A 24,141-nucleotide genomic window follows, 5' to 3' on the forward strand; every position below is an offset into this window, starting at 1 on the left:
TTTGTTTTCTACAAAGATTTATGATTGTTCATTCTTATATTTATTATGAGCTTAATGGTTGTGTTATATCCGATCACGATTATGATGTGAAGGCTAAACAGCTTGTTAAATATAAGAATGACTATCCTGAAACTTGGAAACATAGTGAGTATTATAAACAGTTTGGCGACGATTACGATGGTTGCACAGGTTTTACTTTGTATGACGAACTTGATGATCGACAAAAAGAAATAATACAAAGCATTGTTTGGAGTATTTATCACAATATAAGGGGGTAGTATAGTGGTTGAAAAAGTTGGAGTTATATCTTTTGGTAATAGACTTCTCAATGTATATTCATCGCTGGATAGTCCGTTGTTCATGGCTTCTGAAATTTCCAGTATGATCGATTACAGCAGAGGTAATGTGTGGGGCATGTTGTCAGTATGTGAGGACGACGAAAAGCTGAACCTACCGATGGTAGTTGCAGGTCAAAAACGAAACGTTAGTTTTGTAAACGAAAATGGTTTATATAATGTTTTGTCTGAGAGTAGAAAACCGTTAGCCCGTAAATGGCGGAGAATCATCCATGACGAGCTTATCAATTTGAGAAAGAGTCGTGGGAAAAATGTAGTAGAGCAATTTGAAGACTGGGATCACGAGCTGGATAATCTGTTCATAGATCCTGACACTGGTATTATGATGCAATCTGTAACAGTCCCTGGTGGAGATGTTATACAAATCCCTTACAACGAAGAACAATAAAAAGGAGAATGAAATCATGGCAGATCAAATTAACGAAAACGAAGTAGCAAACGTAGAGGTTATCACCATATTGGGAACGCCTTTTAACATGTACGGCTCAATCGATACTCCTATATTTTTAGCAAATGAAATTGCTGAAAAAATCGAGTATTCCATGGATAAGGTTGGACAGATGTTGGACCTTGTTGATGATGATGAAAAGCTGACCGATACAATATATCGTGCAGGTCAGAGAAGAGAAATGTGGTTTGTTACCGAAAATGGTTTGTACGAATTGCTCATGCAGTCTCGCAAGCCGTTGGCAAAACAATTCAAATTCGAGATCAAGAAGATGCTTCGAATGCTCAGAACTGGCGAATTACAAAAACGTCGGACTCTTTCAGATGGAAGAAATCTTATTATTGAAAACGCAACACTGTTATCGGGACCGTTCAGAAATTTCTCAGGCGAAGGAACAGATTTTAACAGAGCTGGCGACCGTAACTTCTGTGTAATCATCGAAGATCCAAGACAGATTGACAAGTTATTAGCTGACGGTTGGAATGTAAAATCACTCAAACCTCGCGATGCATCTGAAGAACCTACACATTATATTCAGGTTACTGTCAGATTTGATAACTTCCCACCCAAAGTTGTCATGGTCACCAGACGTGCGAAAACATTGCTCGATGAGGAATCTGTTGGTACTCTTGACTTTGCTGAAATTAGACATGTTGATCTTACTATCAGTCCGTCTAAGTGGGACGTGAATGGTAAGAGCGGTATTAAGGCATATCTTAAGAACATGTATGTAACAATCGCAGAGGATGAATTTGCGGCTAAATATGCTGACGATTTTCTGGACGAAGTAGAGATTTAAGAAAGGCTACGTTATGAAATAACTTTGAAGATGGAGACTTATGTTATTATAGGTCTCTTTTCTTTTCTGTAAAGGAGGGTTTAATTAGATGTGGCGATAAAATTATTTAACTATCAGCTAGCAGCTTTGGAAAAAATGAGTACTGGTTGTATATTATGTGGTGGGGTTGGCTCTGGAAAGAGCTTAACCTCACTAGCTTATTACTATCTACAAAATGGAGGTGATATTAAAAGTTTAAGTGGTGGTAAATATGTAAATATGAAAAAACCAAAAGACTTATATATCATAACAACCGCTAGAAAACGTGATACCCTTGAGTGGGATGGCGAGTTGATCCCATTTCTCATGTCTAAGCATTCTGATGTAACCTTTTACAAAAACCAAAAAGTAGTTATAGATAGCTGGAACAACATTGTTAAGTATGCTCAAGTCAAAGACTCGTTCTTCATATTCGATGAGCAACGAGTTATCGGTTCCGGTTCTTGGGTTAAGGCGTTCTTGAAAATCGCTAGAAATAACGATTGGGTTTTGTTATCAGCGACGCCAGGGGATACTTGGCAGGATTATATTCCAGTATTCATTGCTAATGGTTTTTATAAGAATCGTACGGAGTTTGATAAACAACATATTATTTATAGTCGGTTTAGCAAATTTCCAAAAGTTGACCGATATATAAATACTGGAAGATTGGTACGGCTTCGAAATAAGATCCTAATAAATATGGATTTTCAAAGACAGACCATATCTCATCACGAAGATGTTTATACTGATTATGATACTGTCAAATATAAAGAAATTGGTAAGAGTAGATGGGATCCTTATAAGAAAGAACCCATAACTAATGCCGGAGGACTTTGTTACGTTTGGCGTAAAGCTGTAAATTTGGACACGTCTAGAGAGCTGGCTGTATTAGAAATATTCAGAAAACATCCACGAGTAATTATATTTTACAACTTTGATTATGAGCTAGAGGTACTGAGAAATCTAAATTATGGACCGGATGTGGAGATTGCGGAATGGAACGGACATAAACACCAACCACTACCAGAAGGACGCTCTTGGGTATATTTAGTGCAGTATACGGCTGGTTGTGAGGGTTGGAATTGTATTAAGACTGATACAATCATATTTTACTCTCAGAACTATTCGTATAAGGTTATGATACAGGCTGCTGGAAGAATCGACAGACTAAATACTCCTTATACAGACTTATGGTATTATCACATAAAGTCTCACAGTGGTATCGATCAGGCAATAAACAAAGCTTTAAAAAGTAAGAAGAACTTCAATGAAACCAAGTATATTAATGGGAGGTGATTAAAATAATAAATCCTGCATTATTTAGTAGTGCTACTGAAAATTGGGCTACACCTCAAGATATTTTTGATAGGATGAATCATATATTCAATTTCACATTAGATCCTTGTGCTGATGCTGAAAATGCCAAATGTACTAATTTTTTTACAAAAGACGATGACGGCTTATCTAAAGATTGGGGCGGGCATCGAGTATTTTGTAATCCACCATATGGAAGAGATGTCACTGGAAAATGGATAAAAAAATGTTATGAAGAATCTAGAAAACCGGGAACCATTGTGGTGGCGTTGATACCTGCCAGAACCGATACTAAATGGTTTCATGAATATATATTCAAAACATCTGCTGAGATTTATTTCGTAAAAGGACGATTGAAATTCGGTGGTAGCGATAACGCCGCACCATTTCCGTCAATGGTTGTAATATTCGGTTTCCATTGGATATATTTGAAACCTGAAGAAATTGAAAAAATTTATTCTTGAGTTAGGAGGTAAATCATGGAAAGTAACGACAAAGAAGTATATTTTGGACTGTATTGTAAAACTTGCAAGAATGAAGCTTTGCCGGAATCTGAGGAGCCGTGTAATAGTTGTCTCGAGGAGCCAGTAAACACCGATTCGCATAGACCTGTAAACTGGGAAAAAAAATAACCACGCAGTTTATACAATGCATATTATGGAAACTAAATTATAAGGAGGAATAAAAATGGATAAAAAACAGTATAATAAACTTACAGCAAAAGCGGTAAAAATTTCTGGTGACATGAAAGAATTAGCAGCATTTATTGTCGACACTGATTGTAGGACTATGGAGCATACCCCCGTTATCGGGGATCAGCGAGATGTGTTGATACAAGATTTTTCGACAAATATGCGTCTTGGTGAACTTATCACCAGAAATAAATATTTAGCGCTTGGTGTATTGGTCGGTATTTCTGTAACTGCTGGTGTTATTCAACTTAAACAAGTTTTGATTAAAAAAGATGAGGAGTCCAAATAGGACTCTTTTCTTTTTTACGCAGTTTCTACAACTCATATTATGGAAACTACAAATACAATATTGAGAGGGGACATGATTATGTTTAACAAAGTTAAAGAATTTTACAAGAAACATGACGTTCAGATTGCTATTATCGGAGGATTAACTGTAATGGTTGTTGGGAAAGTTCTATTTGCTAAATACATGGCTGATAAAACAATACCTACAAACATACTACATGTTGATCCAGATATAGTAGCTGGCGATAATGCGGTTTTAGAATCTTATGGCGCAATGTTTAAATCTGGTTATTCAGTACCATTCGCAACAAAAGAAGTAGTTGATAAATTTATTAAAGAAAGAGGTAACACTTACCAAATTGATATTTTGGACGATCTCACATCAGTCGTGTGGATAAGTAAGTAATGTCAATTTTGAGAGGGGTGTAATCCCCTTTCTTTTTTTGCGCGCCATGTTTACAATGTGTATTATGGAACAATTATACTATTATATTAGGAGGTAATATTATGAACGAAGAAAAAGAGGAAATCAAAGTTACAAGAAAAGATACAATCATTACAGTTGGCGTTATTACGATATCAGCAGTAATCGGGTATAAACTCGGTTATGCTAGAAGCAATAGCCTGGCGGTAAGAGGTTTGGAAAAAATTTGTGATTTTGATCCGTCTTTGTACGATCATATTCGGAAATCTATGTTAGAGTATAAGAAGAGTCAAAAATAAGAAATGGAGCCCTTAATTGGGCTCTATTATTTTTTTACCATAAAGGATAATTATTATGAAATTTTTTGAAAAAATACTAAATGCGTTATGTATTGCTTTTTTGATTCGAGTATTTATTGAGTTGTTTGTTTTAATCTTACATCCGGAACTGTTTTTCTAACACGCGTATTTTTCAATCCATATTATGGAAACTAAATGGAGTTTACATAAATTAAAAGGAGAGATTAATATGTTGAATTTTTTAAGAGATAGTAGATCTTTTATCATGAACGAAGAGGATGTGACAACAGTTTTGACGGTTATTAATAAACATCAGATAGTAGCTAACGGTGTAGTTAGCACTTGCGGGTGGGCAAATCAACCAGAAAAATGGTTCGTAACATTCAAATGTTCAGGTAAAGAATATTCTAAACTTATTAAAGAATTGATTAGTATTGGAACAATTGAAATTAGTGTAAGACCAGGTGGATTACAAGATTTATATTTTAAGAGAGCTTAGGCTCTCTTATTTTTTTATCACTTTAAACTTTATACTAGGGGGTATAATTATGAAAAAAGAAACAGTAGTTAAAATCAGTATTGCTGTTAGTTTGGCAGCGATAGCTTATTCGGTTTACACAAACGCTAGAGTCGGTAATATTTGTGATCAATTGAATTTAGCCATTTCTGATATTTCCATACGAACGAAGGTTGATGTATCCAACACTATTATTGAGAAAGCGGTAGAACAAGCTGCCGAGAGAGAAGTTCACAGAACTATCAAATTAGCAACAGCGATTGTTCTTAAAAATATAAATGACGAAATTTATTCAGACGTCAAGACATCAGTTGGCTCTAGCCGAGAGAAAATATCTGAATCGGTAGCTAAAGAAATTTCAAAGCAGGTAGCTCGGATTGATATTGACGATTTGAAGCGGACTGTCAGAGCTGAAGCCAAGGAACATATTCTTGAAAAATTTGATGGTAGTCTAGATTCCATGTTAGAAGACCATAACCAAAATCTCACCAATTTAACAAAAATTTACTCGTCAATGGCTGAAACTATGGCTAAGAAAGTTTAAGACAGTTTACTAAAGGAGTGGTTTTTATGGAAGATAAAATAATACATTGTAGTACATGCATAAAATTTGATGTTTGTGCGTATAGATTTGAGATGATGCGACACGTTGGACACATTATGGATATTAAAATTAACAATAATAAAAGATTGTTCACAAACGTGGCTGTAACCTGTAATGAATAGATTGAAGAAGCAAGAAGAAGTTGCTACACCGTTATCTGAAACTGAAGAGAAAAAGGGTTTTAAAAAAGTTATTAAAAACCTTGATGAAAAAAAGATTACACGTATTGCAGGAGTGGTGATTGGCATTGTTAATTTTTTTGATAATTGAGAGGAGAACTAGTATGAGACAAAGACGTAGTACAGGTGGTTTGTTGTTGGATGTATTTTTAACTTTCATCACCGGAGGATTATGGTTAATTTGGATTCTCATCAGGTATTTGAGAAATAATAGTTGAGGAGGGATTTAAATGTTGAATGATGGTGGCGTAGAGTTTATGAAAGCATTTGATAATATTGTACGGGAACGTATGGAAGCTGAAAAAGAATGGATTAAGTCGTTAAGAAAACGTGGCATTAAAGCTGCACATCCTGATGACGGTTGGGTCAACAAGGAACACAATATTGTATTTTTGAGTCACCCTCAATTTTTTGATGGCGTAAATATTGGTGACACAATAGCCTTAGGCGATGCTGATAAATATAGATTGGTCAAGGTGGTTAGTATGAGGACTAACGAATTGTCATTGTATGATTCCATGATGATTCATTATTATTTTGAAGAAATTCAAACCAGAACATACGGCGACATATTTACAGATTTTAAAAACAAAATTGACGAGGGAATGCTCGACGATATTACAGACTGCAGACCTGCTAGCAAAATGTATTCTGGTGTTGATCTGGCGCAAGGTATTATTGCATGGTTTAAAGACGGATCAAAAATGATATATATACCTAAATAATAGAATGGAGATGGCTGTATGAAAATAGTAGCGACAGAAGAATTTGTAAGGATGCCTGCCGGAACAATATTTACACCTTGTGATGCATATGGAAATCCGAAAGACGATTATGAAATAAAAGTTGATGCTGGAGAAACTGATGAAAAAGGAGTGCATCATTATAACGGTACATTGCCAGTTTTTCCATTAGCAACAGCACCTGGACATTTTGAATTTTTTTCTTATGATGGAGATTCAAACGATGCTCGAGGTTATGAGTATTTTGCGGTGCTTGAAGATGCAGACATTGATAATGTTATTTTGCTATTACAATGGGCTAAAGGTCATTGTTCAGATATTGAATTGGTTAAAAAGGTTCCTGGACTTTAAAAATAAGAACACGCATTTTTTGCAGCTCCTATTATGGAAGGAGGTGTTAATCATGAGTGACAGAGTTGTGGTATCGGTTGATGCTCGTACAAATCAGGAAGCCATATGCGCGTTAGAGTTGATATTGGACAATATCAAAGCAGGAGCATATAGTGATGGTGTGTGTACGAACGTAACAATTACAGACGAAGGAACCAATGACTGACCATCGTAAAAATAAGTAGGGGTCCGAACAAGGACTCTTTCTTATTTTTGATTGTTAGTAGAGTCAATATAATAATTTTAGGGGCGTTAGTTGATACTGACGCTCTTATTTTTTGCCCACTTTTGAAAAATTGAAAGTGGGCTTTGAGTGAAATTTTGTGAAAGTGGGTGGTGAAGTTATGAAAAATTTTTAAAAAAGTGGGCAAAAGCCCAAAAAAAGTGGGCAAAAGCCCACTTTCGTGGTATAAAAGTGGGCTTAGAAAATTGGTAAATTTGAGTAAAAATGGTCGATTTTGGGTGTTTTTGAGCATTTTTCGGACGATTTTGGGTGTTTTTTAAGTTTTGTAGGACAAAAAGCCCACTTGCCCACTTTTATTTCTATTTAATTGTGATAAAAAGTATTATATATATAAAGAGTTTTGGCCAAACAAAGTGGGCAAGTGGGCTTTTGGATATTTTATGAGGTTTTAGTATGAAAATTGGATTTGTTCTACCATCTTGTAATTATAACATTGTGATCACAAAAGATGAGTTGTTGGCGTTATCTTCTGGTAAAGTTATTAGCATGCGTCCAGAAAGGACGACCGGACAATACGTTGATATTTTTGGAAAGGCTTCATTAATTAATGGTCATGATTTATCGATCGATAGTAATATTAACGAAACCGAATCAGTTCAATATTTAACCATTTCGGTAGAACGATAAATCTGCCCCGCGAAAAAAACAAGCCCTTTTATGAAGAGAGATAGAAATAAAGACCTATTTTACTTTTTGTCTTTTAATTTGTCAAAAACACTAAAGAGAAAGGAGTACTGCTATGTTGGAAAAAGATTTTCAATCAAAACTTAAACAAGAGTTAAAACTTTTGTTTATCGGATGCATCGTTACAAAATTAGATTCTGGAAACATACAAGGTATTCCGGATCTTCTTATTTTGTATAAAAACAAATGGGCTACTTTAGAATGTAAAAAAACAATTACTGCTAGTAAGCAGCCCAATCAAGAATATTATGTTGGTCTGATGAACGAAATGTCTTTTTCAAGATTCATCTCTCCAGAGAATAAGGAGGACGTGTTAAATGATCTTCAACGAACATTTGAAGCTTGAAGGCCAGCACGCTTTCCTCAGCGCTAGTAAATATCATTGGATAAACTACGATGAGGATAAAGTATCGAGAGCCTATGCAAAACATTTAGCCACAATGAAAGGTACTGCTGATCATGAATTTGCAGCGCTTTGTATTAAACGTGGACAAAAATTACCAAAGTCGCAGAAGACATTGAACATGTACATCAATGACGCCATCGGTTTTAAAATGATACCAGAACAAATCCTTTATTATTCTGAAAATTGTTTTGGTACTGCTGATGCTATTTTGTTTAGAAATAATGTACTTAGAATTCATGACTTGAAAACAGGCGAGATCCCAGCACACATAGAACAATTACTGGTGTATTCGGCATTGTTCTGTTTAGAGTATCATATCAAACCTGGTGACATAGAAATTGAGTTACGTATTTACCAGCATGATGATATTTGGACTCACAATCCATCGGCTGATGAAATTCTTCCGATAATGGACACAATTATAGCACATGACAAAGTTATAGCGAGTATAAAAGAACAGGGGGTGTAAACCATGAATCCGGTTGCTGAAGACATACTTATGCATTATGGCATGAAACAAAGAAGTGGACGGTATCCTTGGGGTTCTGGTGGCTCACCTTACCAACATTCTGGGGATTTTCTGAGCCGCGTTGAAGAACTTCAAAAACAAGGGTTATCTGAAAAGCAAGTGTCTGAAACTATGAAATTAAGTACCACTGATTTGCGTATGCAAGTACGTGTTGCTAAACATGAGCGAAGAAACCTGGAAGCTGCTAGAGCTAAGTCTCTCAGAGAAGACGGTAAAAGTCTGAGTGAAGTTGCTCAAATTATGGGTTATAATAATGACTCATCTGTTAGAGCTTTACTTAATGAGAACACATCTGTCAAAAAGAACATGGCTGTTACTACGGCTGATATTTTGAAAAAAGAATTAGAAACAAAAGAAATGCTTGATGTTGGTGTTGGTGTCGAGAAAGTATTAGGCGTTTCATCAAGCACTTTGAAAGAATCTTTATTTCTTTTGGGTACAGAAGGTTACAACCTTTATGGTATTGGTGTTCAAACTGGACCAGGTAAACAAACCATCACCTCTGTATTGTGTAAGTCTGATGTTGAGTACAAAGATGTATATGCAAATATGGCTAATGTACAAATGGTACAAAACTACCATTCTGTTGACGGTGGAAAAACATTTGATAAAAGAGAAGCTCCAGCGAGCTTAGATTCAAAAAGAGTCCATATTCGATACGGCGATCAAGGTGGCACTGATAAAGATGGTGTTATTGAACTTCGTCGTGGTGTTTCCGATTTAAATTTGGGCAACTCTCATTATGCACAAGTTCGAATTCTTGTTGATGGTACCCATTATCTTAAAGGTATGGCTATGTATTCTGATGACATGCCACCCGGCGCAGATATCGTATTCAACACTAATAAGAAAACAGGCGTTGACAAAATGAAAGTGTTGAAGCCAATAAAAGAGGATCCCGATAATCCTTTCGGTGCATACATCAAAGCCAATGGACAAAGTTATTATGACGATCCAAAAGGTAAATACACTGATCCCCTTACTGGAAGAAAGCAATCATTATCCCCAATTAACAAATTGAAAGAGGAAGGCGATTGGGATTCGATGTCTAAGAATCTGTCTTCGCAATTCCTTTCAAAGCAACCATTAGCTCTTATCAAGAAGCAGCTAGATTTAACACATGCTGACGCTAGATCAGAGTTTGATGAAATTTGTTCCCTTACCAATCCAACTTTGAAAAAGAAACTGCTATTAGATTTTGCTAACGAATGTGATAGTGCAACAGTCCATCTAAAAGCAGCAGCATTACCTAGACAGAAGACACAAGTTCTGTTACCGTTGACATCCATAAAGTCTACTGAAATATATGCTCCCAATTTTGAAAACGGCGAGAAAATAGCTTTGGTGCGATATCCTCATGGTGGAACATTTGAAATTCCAGTGTTAACGGTTAATAACAAAAACAAAGCAGCTAAAAACATATTGGGTAATGTTATGGATGCTGTTGGTATTCATCCGTCAGTAGCCGAACAATTATCGGGAGCTGACTTTGATGGTGATCAAGCTGTTTGCATACCGATTAGCGCCAAAGCACAAATTCAATCAAGACAACCGCTAAAGGGACTTAAAGATTTTAATGCTAAGGATGAATACTCTGTTCCTGAGGGTAATCCAGACAAAGTTAAGCTCATGACCAAGGCTAATACTCAGAAACAAATGGGTACTATTTCCAATCTGATAACCGATATGACTCTTATTGGTGCTCCCGATGACGAGATTGTACGTGCTGTAAAGCATAGCATGGTTGTAATTGATGCTGAGAAACATAAGTTAGACTATAAGAAGTCAGAGAAAGATAACGGTATTGCTGAGTTAAAGACCAAGTATCAAGGATACATCAACGCTGAAGGTAAACAAGTTGGTGGTGCAAGTACATTACTATCGAGAAGAAAACAGACAACTGCTGTATTAGAGAGACAAGGTAGTGGGAGAATAGATCCGGAAACAGGTGAAGTATCTTATAAGACTTCTGGTAGAACTTACATCGATAAGAAAACTGGTGCTATTTTACCAGCTACTACCAAGGTAAGTATAATGATTAATACCCCCGACGCCCGTACATTGTCGTCAGGCACCCTCCCTGAAAATGCGTATGCCGATCACGCCAATAGGATGAAGGCCCTAGCCAACGAAGCCAGACGCGAATACAGGGCTGCTGGAAACATTAAGTATTCAGCAACATCAAAGGCTACTTACCAGACAGAAGTAGATCACTTGACTGCCCAGCTTAACGTAGCATTAATGAATGCACCTAGGGAGCGTAGAGCACAGATCGTAGCTAATTCAACTGTTAAGGCTAAGATTCAATCTAATCCTGACATGGATAAGAAAGAGATTCGTAAAGCCAAACAACAAGCTTTGTATGATGCTCGAGCAAATGTTGGTGCAAGTGGAAAAGAAAACAGAATACAGATTAATGATCGTGAATGGGAAGCTATTCAAGCTGGCGCCATTAGTGATACACAATTGACACAGATACTACGGTACACTGATCAAGATGCACTTCGTCAAAGAGCAACACCGAAAACCATGACACAATTGTCTGATGCTCAGATTAATAAGATAAAACTTATGAGCGCTTCTGGTAACTACACTAATTCCGAAATTGCAAGAGCAATTGGCAAATCAACTTCTTCTGTGTCAAAGTACACAAACTAGTGAAAGGAGAATGAGTAATGGAAGAATACATGTTAACAACTGTTGATAATCCTTATGATCCATTCGATCAGTTTGACAACTGGTTCCAGTTTGATATGGATAAGGGTTATAATTCTTGTGCGTACTTGGATAAGATTGCTCGTACTTCTGATCAGCTATCGGAAGAAGAGAATCGAATCGAAGTTTCAAGAGCAATCGATGAAATAATCAAGTATGATTTCAGAAACATTTACAGCAAAGTAAAGGCTAAGACAAATTAATAATTGTACACTAAACAGAATGCAACTAGCATTTAATTATGGTTTGGTTGAATATGTGAGTACAATTACTACTGGTCTTAGGTATAGGGGGGTCTAAAAAAATTTACACCCCCTATTGCATCGCGAGGGTCCTAAAAAAATCCCCGGCGGTTATATTTTGGGAATCATATTTACTTTTCGCATGGTTTTTAAAAGCAGTTAGCGTTTATCACTCCCCCTAGCCTTCTCCTTTCTATAGTAAGGTTGCGTATAACCACTAGCTGCTTTTAAAAACTATGCGAAAAGTAACCACTACGAAAGATAAACCCATAATAAAGTGTATAACATGCTTACGAAAGGAGACGATAAGTATGGGAAGAGTTAGATCGCAAGGCGAAGCTATCGAAACCGTAAAAAGAAGACCCGGGTTAACTCCCGAGTCTCGAGAGAATCAGGTAATATCCATAGCTATGGATCTCGCTGAAAAAATGATGGCTAATGGTACCGCGTCATCGCAAGTCATAACCCATTTTTTAAAACAGGGTTCTCCGAAAGCTAAAAAAGAAATGGAGATTCTCGAAAAACAAAGTCAATTAATCGATGCAAAGATTGAATCGATACGTTCATTACAAGGTATGGACACCATGTATAAGGAAGCACTTAATGCTATGCGAAGTTACAGTGGCGGCGGTGATACAAGTGAAGATTAGATCATATTCAGAACTATCAAAGCTGAAAACTTTCGACGAACGGTTTGACTACCTGGTATTGAAAGGTCTTGTCGGGAAAGAAACTTTTGGTTTTGATCGATACTTGAATCAGATATTTTACAAATTGCCAGAATGGTTATCCGCTCGTAATGAGGTTATTGTTCGAGACAATGGTTGTGACTTAGGCATTGAAGGTTACGAAATTCATGGTATGATATTAGTTCATCACATGAATCCAATAACCGAAGATGATATAAAAAACAGAAGTTCCATCGTATTAGATCCTGAGTGTTTGATATCGACCACGTTGTTGACACACAATGCCGTCCATTACGGTAAGAAAGAAAACGTGATTCGAGAACCAATTCAACGAATGAAGAATGACACCTGTCCATGGCGGCACTAATCAAAAAAGGAGGATTACTTAATGAAAGATGAAGAACGTGTAATGGTTGATAGTACTATAAAGCCAACCGAGACGCAAGAACCAATCGAGACGCAAGAACCAATCGAGACGCAAGAACCAATCGAGACGCAAGAACCAAATATTGTCGGTCAGGTAGCCGACTGTAGTATGTTAAATGTTCGATCCGCACCTGACCCCAATGCAGACATTTTATTATCGGTTTCAGTTTTGACAGAGATGCTGATTGACTTAGATAAATCATCCAATGATTTTTACAGTGTAATGACTACTGATGGTATCCATGGTTTTTGCATGAAGAAATTTATCCACGTCAAACCATAAGGAGGTTTTACTATGGGTAGTATATTGACCGACGTAAAAAAAATGATAGGCGTTGGCGAAGAGTACGATCACTTTGATGTCGACATCATGGTCGATACAAACTTAGCATTAGCTATAGCTACTCAAATGGGTGTTGGACCGATTACAGGTTTTTCAATATCTGGACCGGAGGTGCTATGGACTGATTTTATACCAGAGAGTCCGTTACTTCATTTCGTAAAATCATTTATTTGTCTAAAAGTGAAACTGATATTCGATCCGCCAACAAATGGTGCAGCATTGGAATCTTTGAAGGCACTTATTGCTGAACAAGAATGGCGAATCATATCTCAGCTTGAAACTTAATAGTCACGCTCATGGAAAGGAGGTATAAAATGTATGTGGCAGTACAACCCAACAGAACTACAGCACCATGGAGTAAAAGGTATGAAGTGGGGGGTTAGAAAAGACCAATCGATTAGTTCTAGAAAACGAATGATGAGTAAAGACGTAAAAAAATATCATGAAACAGAAGTTCAACGGGCTAGAGCTAGCCGTAGCTATTACAAATTAAAAAAAAATAACGCTTCTGAAAAAGAACTAAAAGAAGCTTACGATCACCTGACGTTACTAGGTAAAAAAGCTGTAATGGCGAACGAAAAAATGAATACTAAATATTCGTATGCTGATCTCATGGCTTCCAATGATGTTAAAACCGGAAAGACATATTTACAGTCATTCATTCATGATCGAGACTTAGATATCACAGTATATTCTGATAAAACGTATGATGTCTAATTTCATAAAAAGGAGGTCTAAACATGTATGTGGCAGTATAATCCAACAGAAATACAACACCACGGAGTTAAAGGAATGCGTTGGGGCAGAAGAAAAGCATCGGCTGCTTATAGAAGTGCTGCTTCGGCATCTGTAGCAAAAGATAAAGCCTCAGGTAACAAAGTATCGATTCGTACTGCAAACAATAACGCGCGTAAAGCGGGTAAAAAAGCATATTCTGAGTCGGTAAAGATCGATAAGGCGGCTGTTAAAAAGGCAAGAGCCGCCGTCAAAAAAGAGAAGTATGAGAAAAAGCATCCTGAAAAGAGTATGACTGACGATGAGCTTAAAAAACACTTAAATCGTCTGAACATGGAGAAGCAATATAAACAGTTAACCAAAGATGTAAATCCGACTTCTATCGATATTGGGAAAAAATATACGACTAACATACTTAAAGGTGTCGGTGCTACTGCGGTTACGACTACGGCCGCTATAACCCTGTATAACAACATTGGAACCATTTCCAAAATCACGGAGCCAATTGTTAAGGTCGTCTGATTAAGGAGGATTTATGTCATTATCTAACACTGCCGTTCCGATCTATTACGGCATGTTTAGAGATGCCGTAATTCGCGGCGAAATACCAGTTAATAGAGAAATCTCATTAGAGATGAATCGAATTGACGATTTAATAGCTAATCCTGGTGTTTTTTATGATGATCAAGCTGTCGAAGGTTGGATTCGATTTTGTGAAAACGAATTAACAACCACTGACGGCGCTGATTTAAATTTACTTGATAGTTTTAAACTCTGGGGTGAAGAAGTGTTCGGTTGGTATTACTTTGTTGAACGAAGTATTTATGAACCATACACAGATGGTCCGGGTGGACATTATGTGAATAAGGTTGTAAAAAAACGTCTCGTAAATAAACAATACTTAATAGTCGGAAGAGGTGCCGCTAAAAGTATTTACGATTCATGCATACAAGCTTACATGGAAATTGTTGATGTAACAACCACGCACCAGATAACAACCGCCCCAACAATGAAACAAGCAGAAGAAGTTATGTCGCCAATTCGTACTGCGATAACTCGCGCAAGAGGACCATTGTTTAAATTCCTTACAGAAGGATCATTACAAAACACAACGGGTTCGAAAGCGAAACGAATGAAGTTGGCATCAACCAAAAAAGGCATCGAGAATTTTTTAACTGGATCTCTTCTTGAAATTAGACCCATGTCCATATCAAAGCTTCAAGGTTTGAGAGTTAAGATTGCGACAGTCGATGAGTGGTTATCTGGAGATGTTCGAGAAGATGTTATAGGTGCTATCGAACAGGGTGCATCTAAAGTAGATGATTATCTGATCATTGCTACGAGTTCCGAAGGTACTGTCCGGAACGGCAGTGGAGATACAATCAAAATGGAGTTGTCCGACATTCTTAAAGGTGACTATCCTAACCCTCACGTTTCTATTTGGTGGTACAAGCTTGATTCTGTCGATGAAATTGCTGATCCAGACATGTGGATTAAGGCTAATCCTAACATTGGAAAAACCGTCACCTACGAAACATATCAATTGGAAGTTGAAAGAGCTGAAAAAGCTCCAGCAGCAAGGAATGATATTCTGGCTAAGCGGTTCGGTCTACCTATGGAAGGTTATACATATTTCTTCACATACGAGGAAACTCTACCGCACAGACGGAAAAATTTCTGGCAATTACCGTGTGCAATGGGTGCCGATCTATCGCAAGGCGATGACTTCTGTGCGTTTACGTTCTTATTCCCGTTATCAAATGGGTGCTTTGGTGTTAAAACAAGGAACTACATATCGTCATTAACACTTATGAAATTACCGGCAGCTATGCGAATTAAATACGATCAGTTTATGGCCGAAGGTAGTTTGATAGTTCTTGAAGGTGCAGTACTGGATATGATTGAAGTCTACGAAGATCTTGACGCTTATATTTGCGAAAGTGGGTATGACGTTAGATGCTTTGGTTATGATCCATACAATGCTAAAGATTTTGTTGAGCGATGGACTTCAGAAAATGGTCCTTTTGGAATTGAGAAAGTCATTCAGGGGGCTAAAACAGAATCAGTACCTCTTGGTGAATTAAAGAAGCTTTCCGAGGAACGAATGCTCATATTTGATGAAGAGCTTATGACGTTTGCGATGGGTAATTGTATAACTCTTGAAGATACAAACGGTAACCGTAAGTTGTTTAAGAAGCGTTATGAACAAAAAATTGATGCTGTCGCAGCTATGATGGATGCTTATGTGGCATACAAACTTAATCGCGATGCGTTTGAGTAAAAAGGAGGTCTAAACATGTATGTGGCAGTATAATCCAACAGAACTTCAACACCACGGAGTACTTGGCATGAAGTGGGGGAGAAGAAGAGGCGGATCAGCATCGACTTCAGTATCCAAACCAACTACCAATTATAGTAAGGTGTCCGTAAAGAAACAAGCTGCAACTTCAGCCAAAATCAAAGTTGCAGAAGCTAAAATTAAAAAAAAAGAAGCAGCTAAAGATTGGGATTCAGCATATAACGATTTGGCATCGCCGATTCGTAATTGGGGTCCTTCTGGAAACGCGGTGAGGAGTAAAGCGTCAGAAACAGCTAGACGATCAGGTCAAGCAGATAAAAATTACAAGCAGGCAAAGAAAGATTACAAGCAGGCAAAAAAAGATTATAACAAAGAACGACAACTACCTAACGAAAACTACAAAAGTAGTAAACTGGACAAAGCGCTTATGGGCGATGGTGGGCAAGCTCAGATAAATCGAATGCTTAATACCAATAAAAACATGACAGTTTCTCAAGCAAGAAAGACTACCGCTATCGAAGCTGGTGTTAATACTGCAGCGGCATTGCTTGTTATTTATGGTAGCTATAAACTTCGCAGCTAAGTTACACATAGTTTACAATTTATAAAAAGGGGGTGAATAATTCAAAATGGAGATAGCTTTAGGATCTAGACTTAAGCATGCTTGGAATGCTTTTGTGAACGATCGATATACAAGCACTTATTCCGAAGTCGGTCGTGGCAGTTCATATCGTCCGGACCGTCCTCGTTTTACTCGCGGTAATAAAAATTCCATTGTTACGTCGGTATATAATCGTATAGCATTGGATACTGCCTCTATAAACATATCTCATGTTCAGTTGGATTCTGGAGGTAGATACGTGTCAACGATTACTTCTGGATTGAATAGTTGTTTGTCGTTAGAGGCGAATATCGATCAAACAGGTAGAGCCCTGATTCAAGATATTGTTATGTCTATGTTAGATGAAGGATGTATTGCCATTGTTCCGATCGATACAACGGACGACCCAAAATTTACTAGTTCTTATGACATAAATTCCGTTCGAGTCGGTAAAATTATCGATTGGTATCCGAAGCATGTCAAAGTGCGAGTGTATAACGACAAAACAGGAGTTAAAGAAGATGTTACACTTCCGAAAAGTATTGTCGGTATAGTCGAAAACCCATTGTATGCAGTTATAAACGAGCCAAATTCAACTATGCAACGATTGATACGTAAGTTAAATTTGTTAGATGCTGTTGACGAACAAAGTAGTTCCGGTAAATTGGATTTGATTATTCAGTTACCGTATGTGATAAAATCAGAAGCTCGTAGAAAACAAGCTGAAGATAGGCGTAAGGATATCGAAAATCAGTTGGCTGGTTCCAAGTTTGGAATTGCTTATACCGATGGTACTGAACGTATAACACAGTTGAATCGTTCTGTTGAAAACAATTTGATGGCTCAGATTGAATATTTAACGAGTATGCTTTATAGCCAGTTAGGTATAACTCAGAGTATATTAGACGGTACAGCAGATGATAAAACTATGCTAAATTATTACAATCGAACCATTGAGCCAATTATATCAGCTATTGTCGACGAAATAAAACGTAAGTTTTTAACGAAGACAGCCCGATCACAGAATAAATCAATATCATTCTTTAGGGATCCTTTCAAACTTGTTCCAGTATCGCAAATTGCTGAAATAGCAGATAAGTTTACAAGAAACGAAATAATGACCTCGAATGAGATTCGACAAGTTGTCGGTTTAATGCCGGCCGAAGATCCAAAAGCCGATGAGCTTCGTAATAAAAATCTTAGTCAACCAAATGGCGGCGAAGAAAAAGTTGCTGTTTAGTTAGAAATAACAAAGGAGGAAACACTATGAAATTTGATTTCTGTGGTTGGGCTACCCGAAATGATATTTTGTGTTCGGATGGTCGTACCATTAGAAAAGATGCATTTAAACATAACGATCAGAAAACAGTTCCACTTGTTTGGGACCATCAACATGGTCAACCGTTTGATGTACTTGGACATGCTTATCTGGAAAATCGTCCAGAAGGCGTTTATGTATATGGAACGTTTAATGACACTGATTCTGGTCAACAGGCTAAATTGGTTGTTCAACATGGCGATGTGACAAATCTATCTATATTCGCCAATCAGTTAAAACAAAGTGGCGGAAATGTAATGCATGGGAACATTCGCGAAGTTAGTTTGGTATTAGCTGGGGCTAACCCGGGTGCGTGCATCGAATCAGTTATTAGTCACGGCGAAATGTCAGATGAAGAGGCTTGGATTTTCACGGATGAAAGTATTTCATTACACCATTCAGATGATACTGAATTAGAAGAGGAGACTGTCAAAATGGACGAAACAAAAAAGAAACCTGAGGGCGAAGAAACCATCGCCGACGTGTACAATGCCTTTAATGACAAACAAAAAACGGTAGTTAACGCTATGATCGGCATGGCCGTTGAACAAGCGTTGGAAAATGATGATGAAGACGAGGGAGGAACTGAACCTATGAAACACAATGTATTCGAAAACGATTATGAAGCAGATGACACATTAAGCCATTCCGACATGACCGCTATTTTCACAGACGCTAAGCGTTACGGCAGCGTTAAAGACAGTGCTTTGGCACATGGTATCGATCAGATTGATTATTTGTTCCCGGATGCGGCAAACGTAACAACGACCCCCCAGTTCATTCAGAGAGAAATGGGTTGGGTGCCCAAAGTAATGAACGGGACTCACCACACACCATTCTCCAGAATCAAATCTGTGTTTGCGGACATTACTGAAGATGACGCAAGAGCGAAAGGTTATTTTAAGGGCAACCTCAAGAAAGAAGAAGTGTTCTCTTTACTTAAGAGAACAACTACACCAACGACCGTTTACAAAAAGCAGAAAATGGATCGTGACGATGTGGTAGACATTACTGATTTTGATGTTGTTGCATGGCTTAAGTCCGAAATGCGCTTTATGTTGGATGGCGAAATTGCCCGTTCTATCTTGATCGGTGATGGTCGTTTGGCTTCCAGTGATGACAAGATCAACGAAGCCAACATTCGTCCTATTTGGAAAGATGAAGATTTGTACACAATCAAGACGCCTGTGGAAGTTGCTGCGGCTGCTACTCCTGATCAGAAAGCAAAAGCATTTATCAGAGCGGCTATTAAATCTCGTAAAAACTACAAAGGTTCCGGAGAACCATCATTATTCACAACCGATGATGTGTTGACCGACTGCTTATTGATGGAAGACAGCACTGGCAGAATCATTTATGATTCCGTTACAAAGCTGGCCACAGCTCTTCGTGTTAAGGAAATCATTACTGTTCCTGACATGGAAAATCAGACACGTGTGGATGCTTCCAGCAAAACACTTACACTTATGGCGTTGATTGTAAATCTTAGCGATTACAATGTTGGCGCTGATAAGGGCGGTGCAGTCAACATGTTCGACGACTTTGACATCGATTACAATGCTCAGAAGTATTTGATTGAGACTCGTTGCTCTGGCGCTTTGACTAAGCCTTATTCTGCAATCGCATTAGAGCTTTCCGTTGTTGCTGCCGGCTAATAAAAAATAGGAGGATGACATAATGAACAAAATTTATGAAAGATACGAAGACCAGCATGTAAGAAATACATATGTATATGCTAAAGCTGGTGACACTTATGCTTATGCCGATGAAGCAACAACTGTAAAGGTTGCGGCTGAAACGTTGATCGATTTGTTCCAGAAGGGTATCATCATTGTTGATACGGGGATCGAATACAAGGCAACAAGCTTGAGTGTTTCTGCCGGCGTTGCTACATTAACATATGTTAAGGCTGACAAAACAACCGCTACTACTGCTGTGTTGACTTTGTTGAATTCTGCAGAATACGTAGCTTAATGGTGACATGACGTGGGGGTGAAAATTCAAAATGGCAAAATTTTATGGAGTTATTGGTTACGTGTTTCAAACCAAAACAGCACCCGGAGTGTATACTGATGAACCAGTAGAGCGTTCATATTTCGGTGATTTGACAAAAAACGTACGAAAAACGCAATCTTCTGGTCAGCTCAACGATGACGTCAACATTTCGAATGAGATTAGTATACTCTCTGATCCGTATGCAAATGAGAATTTTCACGCCATGCGTTACGTCACATTTATGGGTGCTAAGTGGAAAATAACTAGTGTTGAAGTTCAGTATCCCCGCTTAATTTTGACTGTTGGGGGGTTATATAATGGGTGATAGAGTGGATTTACAGTCAATTCTGGAAAATATATTGAAAACAGACCATGTTTATTTTCAACCACCATCTTCGACTAACATGATATATCCATGTATAATTTATTCTCGAAATTCTGAAAAAACGGAGTTTGCGAATAACACTGTATATGCTAGTAAAAAAAGTTATACTGTAATTGTACTTGATAAAAATCCGGATAGTAAAATTCCAGACGAAATCAGAAAATTACCGTATTGTACTTTTAATCGGCACTATATTGCCGATAATTTGAATCATGATGTATATACGATTTTTTATTAAAAGGAGGACTAAATAATGAGTAGACTTATCTGGGATGAAACCGGAAAAAAGACTTATGAAACTGGCGTCGATCAGGGGGTATTATATCCTCAATTAGCGACCAACGGTACATATCCAAAAGGCGTTGCTTGGAATGGGTTAATCAGTGTATCAGAGAATCCGTCAGGAGCCGAGTCAAACAAGAAATATGCAGATAACGGCGTGTATTTGAACTTGACCTCTGCTGAGGAATTCGGTTGTACAATCGAGGCTTTCACATATCCTGACGAATTTGCAGCTTGCGATGGTTCTGCACAAGTTTCTGTTGGTGTAAGTATCGGTCAGCAGACCCGTACAACATTTGGTTTGTGTTATAGAACCATTCTCGGAAATGACACACAAGAAGCTGACTATGGCTATAAAATTCATATTGTGTATGGCGGCAAAGCATCTCCCACAGAAAAGGGATTCCAGACAGTTAATGAAACTCCAGAGGCTATTACATTCTCTTGGGAAGTAACAACTACACCTGTGACAATTCCAGGCTTTAAGCCAAGCGCAACCATGGTTATCGATTCTACAAAATGTGATCCTACCAAATTAGCAGCACTGGAAGAAATTTTATACGGCAAAGATGCTGTAGTTAAACCGGTATCTGCAGCTGTGGATCCAAGATTACCTTTGCCTACAGAAATCATTGAATTGATTGGGGCTATCGCACAGGGTTAATTAATACATTTTAGCGGGGGCTATATATAGTCTCCGCTTTTTTAAATTGAAAGGAGAAAAATAGATGTTAAAGAAAACGATCACTTATACAGACTATGATGGTAATCAAAGAATCGAGGATTGCTATTTCAATCTGTCGAGAGCCGAACTTACGAAAATGAGATTGTCTTATACCGGAGGTTTGGAAAAAACACTTGAGAAAATCGCCGCTGAGCAGGATGCCAAACGAATGTATGAACATTTTGAGGATCTTATTTTAAGATCTTATGGTAAAAAATCTCTCGACGGAAAACAGTTCGAGAAGAGTCCAGAGATGAGTATTGCTTTCCAGCAAACGGAAGCTTACAGTGAACTGGTTGTCGAATTACTTAGTGATGCTAATGCAGCAGCAGCCTTTGTGAATGGAATCACTTCTTTTCCACAGGATCACTTACCTAAAATTGCAGCGGTACCAAACACAACAAACTAATAACATAAAGGAGGAGTAGAGAATGCTCAACATTATTATACCAGCGATTGAGCTTTACGATGAATCTTTAGAGATGTTTGTTAACATCCGAGAACGATCATTACAACTAGAGCATTCTCTAGTATCTCTTTCAAAATGGGAGCAGCAATGGAATAAACCATTCCTTACGAAAACTAAAAAAACACCAGAAGAAAGTACAGATTATATACGATGTATGACCATGACACAAAATGTTGATCCTGAGGTTTATAAATTCATAACAAATGATATTCTCGAACAGGTTAGCCAGTACATAGAAAAAACTATGACTGCCACTATATTTTCCGAGACTGAAAAAACAATTAATAAAGAGGTTATCACAGCCGAGGTGATTTACTATTGGATGATAGCTTTGAATATACCTTTTGAATGTCAGAAATGGCACTTAGATAGACTATTAACGTTAATAAACGTATGTAATATAAAGAATCAACCAAAGAAAAAAGTAAACAAGAAACAAATAATAGACCGTAATCGTCGATTAAACGAGCAGCGTAGACAAGCTATGAATACTAAGGGGTGATGATACACAATGGAAAAACATAAGCACAAATGCTTTAAAATTAATGATGATACTATGACAACCATCGTAATATCATCACTTTTATTTTGCGTTTTGGTTATCGTTGTAGGTATACTTCTGGCGTGTTTTCAGATCGATGTATCGACTATCGTTGGACAGGCGCTAACTGTCTTTGGGACAGAACTTGGAATTTGTGGAGTAATGAACATATTTAATAAACACAATGAACGGCAAGACGCTTTAGCAAACCGTAGATTAGAAGCAAGACTTAGAAGAGAGGAGTTACAAAATGAATCTAAATAATTTAACAAGTATTACGATTCAAAATCTATTGACTGTAAAATCTATAGTGACCGTATTATTAACAGCGGTTTTTTCATACTTAGCCATTGTTGGTCGAATAAGCGGTGAACAATTTTTAACAATTTTTAGTGTTGTTATTGCTTTCTATTTTGGCACACAATACCAGAAAAATTCAGGAGGCGACTCAAATGAGTGACATAACAAAAGCTTGTCGAGATATTTCGGAATTATCAGTATCTGCGCAAGCAGCTTGTACTTTATTTTTGGATAAGTGCAAAAAAGCAGGATTGAGTGTTCTTATTACAGAAACGTATCGTCCGCAGGCTAGACAAAATTGGCTCTATGAACAAGGTCGAACTCGTCCGGGCAATGTTGTCACTTGGACTAGAAATAGTCGGCATACGGGCAGAATGGCTTGGGATATATGTAAGCATGTAAAAGGACAGGAATATTCGGATAATTCTTTCTTCGTCAAATGCGGAAGTATTGCAAAAGAATTGGGTATTACTTGGGGTGGTACATGGGAAACTCCTGATAAACCGCACTTTGAAATCTCGTCGACTTGGAAAGAACCAAAAAAGGAGGATGACGAAATGATTACAAAAGAGTTAGTGATCATCAACAAAAACGAATACGCTATGGACGCCATTAGAAAAGATGGTAACGTATATGTTAAGGTTAGAGATCTTATGATGGCTCCAGGCATCGAAGTTAAGTCTCGCGGTCGGATTCCGGTAATCGAAACCAAATAATCTATTATTTAAAGGGGGCGTACATATGATAATTATAAAACAACATGGAAATTTTAAGAACTTAGAAAAATTTCTAAGTGGAGCAAAAAAATCAGATTGTATGCACCTTTTAAAACAGTATGGTGAAGAAGGAGTTACGGCTCTTTCTTCTGCCACACCAGTTGATTCTGGTTTGACTGCCCGTTCGTGGAGTTACAAAGTTAGTGTATTAAAAAATTCATACGTTGTGACGTGGTCCAATTCGAACATTCAAAATGGAGTTCCGATAGCTCTGGTGTTACAGTATGGACATGGTACAAATAATGGTGGGTATGTTGCCGGTCGCGATTATATAAATCCGGCAATCCGACCGGTATTTGATAGATTAGCTAAACAAGCATGGATGGAGGTGACTAAAAGTTGAACAGTGTCGACGAAAGAGTTG

At 37.6% G+C, this 24,141-nt stretch carries 38 protein-coding genes; all 38 read left to right on the forward strand.

Annotated elements, in window-relative coordinates; genetic code table 11:
- Nucleotides 1–20 precede the first annotated feature (20 nt).
- The gene (locus PHO71_RS19570; protein ID WP_300206573.1) at nucleotides 21–278 is read left to right on the forward strand and encodes a hypothetical protein; all 258 of its coding nucleotides are present in this window, start codon (nucleotides 21–23) and stop codon (nucleotides 276–278) included.
- 4 nt (nucleotides 279–282) lie between these two features.
- Nucleotides 283–744: a BRO family protein gene (locus PHO71_RS19575; RefSeq protein WP_300206575.1), complete on the forward strand. Its 462-nt coding sequence runs from the start codon at nucleotides 283–285 to the stop codon at nucleotides 742–744.
- Between the two features lie 16 nt (nucleotides 745–760).
- Entirely contained in the window at nucleotides 761–1,603 is an 843-nt protein-coding gene (locus PHO71_RS19580) for a Bro-N domain-containing protein (protein WP_300206577.1), read from the forward strand.
- A 135-nt stretch (nucleotides 1,604–1,738) separates the two neighbouring features.
- On the forward strand, nucleotides 1,739–2,920 hold the full coding sequence (locus tag PHO71_RS19585; RefSeq protein ID WP_300206579.1) for a hypothetical protein: 1,182 nt from the start codon (nucleotides 1,739–1,741) through the stop codon (nucleotides 2,918–2,920).
- A complete protein-coding gene (locus PHO71_RS19590) occupies nucleotides 2,917–3,402 on the forward strand; it encodes a DNA N-6-adenine-methyltransferase (RefSeq protein WP_300206581.1) in 486 nt (161 codons plus the stop codon). Before PHO71_RS19585 ends, PHO71_RS19590 begins: the two co-directional genes overlap by 4 nt.
- Nucleotides 3,403–3,625: 223 nt before the next feature.
- On the forward strand, nucleotides 3,626–3,919 hold the full coding sequence (locus PHO71_RS19595; RefSeq protein ID WP_300206583.1) for a hypothetical protein: 294 nt from the start codon (nucleotides 3,626–3,628) through the stop codon (nucleotides 3,917–3,919).
- Between the two features lie 39 nt (nucleotides 3,920–3,958).
- On the forward strand, nucleotides 3,959–4,324 hold the full coding sequence (locus tag PHO71_RS19600) for a hypothetical protein (protein ID WP_300206584.1): 366 nt from the start codon (nucleotides 3,959–3,961) through the stop codon (nucleotides 4,322–4,324).
- Between the two features lie 101 nt (nucleotides 4,325–4,425).
- The gene (locus tag PHO71_RS19605; RefSeq protein ID WP_300206586.1) at nucleotides 4,426–4,641 is read left to right on the forward strand and encodes a hypothetical protein; all 216 of its coding nucleotides are present in this window, start codon (nucleotides 4,426–4,428) and stop codon (nucleotides 4,639–4,641) included.
- A 184-nt stretch (nucleotides 4,642–4,825) separates the two neighbouring features.
- Nucleotides 4,826–5,140, forward strand: a complete 315-nt coding sequence (locus PHO71_RS19610; RefSeq protein ID WP_300206588.1) for a hypothetical protein — start codon at nucleotides 4,826–4,828, stop codon at nucleotides 5,138–5,140.
- Nucleotides 5,141–5,189: 49 nt separating this feature from the next.
- Nucleotides 5,190–5,702 carry a hypothetical protein gene (locus PHO71_RS19615; RefSeq protein WP_300206589.1) on the forward strand — a complete coding sequence of 171 codons (513 nt, stop codon included), beginning with the start codon at nucleotides 5,190–5,192 and terminating at the stop codon, nucleotides 5,700–5,702.
- Nucleotides 5,703–5,885: 183 nt separating this feature from the next.
- Nucleotides 5,886–6,032, forward strand: coding sequence for a hypothetical protein (locus tag PHO71_RS19620; RefSeq protein WP_300206591.1), 147 nt, complete (start codon nucleotides 5,886–5,888; stop codon nucleotides 6,030–6,032).
- A gap of 139 nt (nucleotides 6,033–6,171) precedes the next feature.
- Nucleotides 6,172–6,666 carry an F-BAR domain-containing protein gene (locus tag PHO71_RS19625; protein WP_300206593.1) on the forward strand — a complete coding sequence of 165 codons (495 nt, stop codon included), beginning with the start codon at nucleotides 6,172–6,174 and terminating at the stop codon, nucleotides 6,664–6,666.
- 18 nt (nucleotides 6,667–6,684) lie between these two features.
- On the forward strand, nucleotides 6,685–7,035 hold the full coding sequence (locus tag PHO71_RS19630) for a hypothetical protein (RefSeq protein ID WP_300206594.1): 351 nt from the start codon (nucleotides 6,685–6,687) through the stop codon (nucleotides 7,033–7,035).
- Nucleotides 7,036–7,087: 52 nt separating this feature from the next.
- Entirely contained in the window at nucleotides 7,088–7,240 is a 153-nt protein-coding gene (locus PHO71_RS19635) for a hypothetical protein (protein WP_300206596.1), read from the forward strand.
- Between the two features lie 471 nt (nucleotides 7,241–7,711).
- A complete protein-coding gene (locus PHO71_RS19640) occupies nucleotides 7,712–7,945 on the forward strand; it encodes a hypothetical protein (RefSeq protein ID WP_300206598.1) in 234 nt (77 codons plus the stop codon).
- A 112-nt stretch (nucleotides 7,946–8,057) separates the two neighbouring features.
- Nucleotides 8,058–8,348, forward strand: a complete 291-nt coding sequence (locus PHO71_RS19645) for a hypothetical protein (protein ID WP_300206599.1) — start codon at nucleotides 8,058–8,060, stop codon at nucleotides 8,346–8,348.
- Nucleotides 8,320–8,877 carry a DUF2800 domain-containing protein gene (locus PHO71_RS19650; RefSeq protein ID WP_300206601.1) on the forward strand — a complete coding sequence of 186 codons (558 nt, stop codon included), beginning with the start codon at nucleotides 8,320–8,322 and terminating at the stop codon, nucleotides 8,875–8,877. Before PHO71_RS19645 ends, PHO71_RS19650 begins: the two co-directional genes overlap by 29 nt.
- 3 nt (nucleotides 8,878–8,880) lie before the next feature.
- The gene (locus tag PHO71_RS19655; RefSeq protein WP_300206603.1) at nucleotides 8,881–11,595 is read left to right on the forward strand and encodes a hypothetical protein; all 2,715 of its coding nucleotides are present in this window, start codon (nucleotides 8,881–8,883) and stop codon (nucleotides 11,593–11,595) included.
- A 17-nt stretch (nucleotides 11,596–11,612) separates the two neighbouring features.
- Complete coding sequence (locus PHO71_RS19660) at nucleotides 11,613–11,855, forward strand: hypothetical protein (RefSeq protein ID WP_300206605.1); 243 nt, start codon at nucleotides 11,613–11,615, stop codon at nucleotides 11,853–11,855.
- 350 nt (nucleotides 11,856–12,205) lie between these two features.
- A complete protein-coding gene (locus PHO71_RS19665; RefSeq protein WP_300206607.1) occupies nucleotides 12,206–12,544 on the forward strand; it encodes a hypothetical protein in 339 nt (112 codons plus the stop codon).
- Entirely contained in the window at nucleotides 12,498–12,950 is a 453-nt protein-coding gene (locus PHO71_RS19670) for a hypothetical protein (RefSeq protein WP_300206609.1), read from the forward strand. Before PHO71_RS19665 ends, PHO71_RS19670 begins: the two co-directional genes overlap by 47 nt.
- A 42-nt stretch (nucleotides 12,951–12,992) precedes the next feature.
- Entirely contained in the window at nucleotides 12,993–13,292 is a 300-nt protein-coding gene (locus PHO71_RS19675; protein ID WP_300206611.1) for an SH3 domain-containing protein, read from the forward strand.
- Between the two features lie 12 nt (nucleotides 13,293–13,304).
- Nucleotides 13,305–13,637, forward strand: a complete 333-nt coding sequence (locus tag PHO71_RS19680; RefSeq protein WP_300206613.1) for a hypothetical protein — start codon at nucleotides 13,305–13,307, stop codon at nucleotides 13,635–13,637.
- A 33-nt stretch (nucleotides 13,638–13,670) separates the two neighbouring features.
- Complete coding sequence (locus tag PHO71_RS19685) at nucleotides 13,671–14,069, forward strand: hypothetical protein (RefSeq protein ID WP_300206615.1); 399 nt, start codon at nucleotides 13,671–13,673, stop codon at nucleotides 14,067–14,069.
- Nucleotides 14,070–14,096: 27 nt separating this feature from the next.
- Complete coding sequence (locus PHO71_RS19690) at nucleotides 14,097–14,609, forward strand: hypothetical protein (RefSeq protein WP_300206617.1); 513 nt, start codon at nucleotides 14,097–14,099, stop codon at nucleotides 14,607–14,609.
- Between the two features lie 13 nt (nucleotides 14,610–14,622).
- Nucleotides 14,623–16,368, forward strand: a complete 1,746-nt coding sequence (locus PHO71_RS19695) for a terminase TerL endonuclease subunit (RefSeq protein ID WP_300206619.1) — start codon at nucleotides 14,623–14,625, stop codon at nucleotides 16,366–16,368.
- A gap of 19 nt (nucleotides 16,369–16,387) precedes the next feature.
- Nucleotides 16,388–16,969, forward strand: a complete 582-nt coding sequence (locus PHO71_RS19700) for a hypothetical protein (RefSeq protein WP_300206621.1) — start codon at nucleotides 16,388–16,390, stop codon at nucleotides 16,967–16,969.
- Nucleotides 16,970–17,063: 94 nt separating this feature from the next.
- Nucleotides 17,064–18,227 (forward strand): phage portal protein, encoded by a 1,164-nt coding sequence (locus PHO71_RS19705; protein WP_300206623.1) that lies wholly within the window; start codon nucleotides 17,064–17,066, stop codon nucleotides 18,225–18,227.
- 26 nt (nucleotides 18,228–18,253) lie between these two features.
- Nucleotides 18,254–19,960: an HK97 family phage prohead protease gene (locus PHO71_RS19710; protein ID WP_300206625.1), complete on the forward strand. Its 1,707-nt coding sequence runs from the start codon at nucleotides 18,254–18,256 to the stop codon at nucleotides 19,958–19,960.
- Nucleotides 19,961–19,982: 22 nt separating this feature from the next.
- On the forward strand, nucleotides 19,983–20,279 hold the full coding sequence (locus PHO71_RS19715; protein ID WP_300206627.1) for a hypothetical protein: 297 nt from the start codon (nucleotides 19,983–19,985) through the stop codon (nucleotides 20,277–20,279).
- A 31-nt stretch (nucleotides 20,280–20,310) separates the two neighbouring features.
- The gene (locus tag PHO71_RS19720) at nucleotides 20,311–20,625 is read left to right on the forward strand and encodes a hypothetical protein (protein WP_300206629.1); all 315 of its coding nucleotides are present in this window, start codon (nucleotides 20,311–20,313) and stop codon (nucleotides 20,623–20,625) included.
- A gap of 313 nt (nucleotides 20,626–20,938) precedes the next feature.
- Nucleotides 20,939–21,631, forward strand: a complete 693-nt coding sequence (locus tag PHO71_RS19725) for a hypothetical protein (protein ID WP_300206630.1) — start codon at nucleotides 20,939–20,941, stop codon at nucleotides 21,629–21,631.
- 64 nt (nucleotides 21,632–21,695) lie between these two features.
- Entirely contained in the window at nucleotides 21,696–22,100 is a 405-nt protein-coding gene (locus PHO71_RS19730) for a hypothetical protein (protein ID WP_300206632.1), read from the forward strand.
- A gap of 22 nt (nucleotides 22,101–22,122) precedes the next feature.
- Complete coding sequence (locus PHO71_RS19735) at nucleotides 22,123–22,662, forward strand: hypothetical protein (protein ID WP_300206633.1); 540 nt, start codon at nucleotides 22,123–22,125, stop codon at nucleotides 22,660–22,662.
- Nucleotides 22,663–22,671: 9 nt separating this feature from the next.
- Nucleotides 22,672–22,965 carry a hypothetical protein gene (locus PHO71_RS19740; RefSeq protein ID WP_300206635.1) on the forward strand — a complete coding sequence of 98 codons (294 nt, stop codon included), beginning with the start codon at nucleotides 22,672–22,674 and terminating at the stop codon, nucleotides 22,963–22,965.
- On the forward strand, nucleotides 22,952–23,161 hold the full coding sequence (locus tag PHO71_RS19745) for a hypothetical protein (RefSeq protein WP_300206637.1): 210 nt from the start codon (nucleotides 22,952–22,954) through the stop codon (nucleotides 23,159–23,161). Before PHO71_RS19740 ends, PHO71_RS19745 begins: the two co-directional genes overlap by 14 nt.
- Nucleotides 23,154–23,717, forward strand: coding sequence for a M15 family metallopeptidase (locus PHO71_RS19750; protein ID WP_300206639.1), 564 nt, complete (start codon nucleotides 23,154–23,156; stop codon nucleotides 23,715–23,717). Before PHO71_RS19745 ends, PHO71_RS19750 begins: the two co-directional genes overlap by 8 nt.
- A gap of 25 nt (nucleotides 23,718–23,742) precedes the next feature.
- A complete protein-coding gene (locus tag PHO71_RS19755; RefSeq protein ID WP_367279916.1) occupies nucleotides 23,743–24,120 on the forward strand; it encodes an HK97 gp10 family phage protein in 378 nt (125 codons plus the stop codon).
- The last annotated feature ends 21 nt before the right edge of the window (nucleotides 24,121–24,141 follow it).

The organism is Bacteroides sp. (genome assembly GCF_028690125.1).
Classification (GTDB): domain Bacteria; phylum Bacteroidota; class Bacteroidia; order Bacteroidales; family Bacteroidaceae; genus Bacteroides.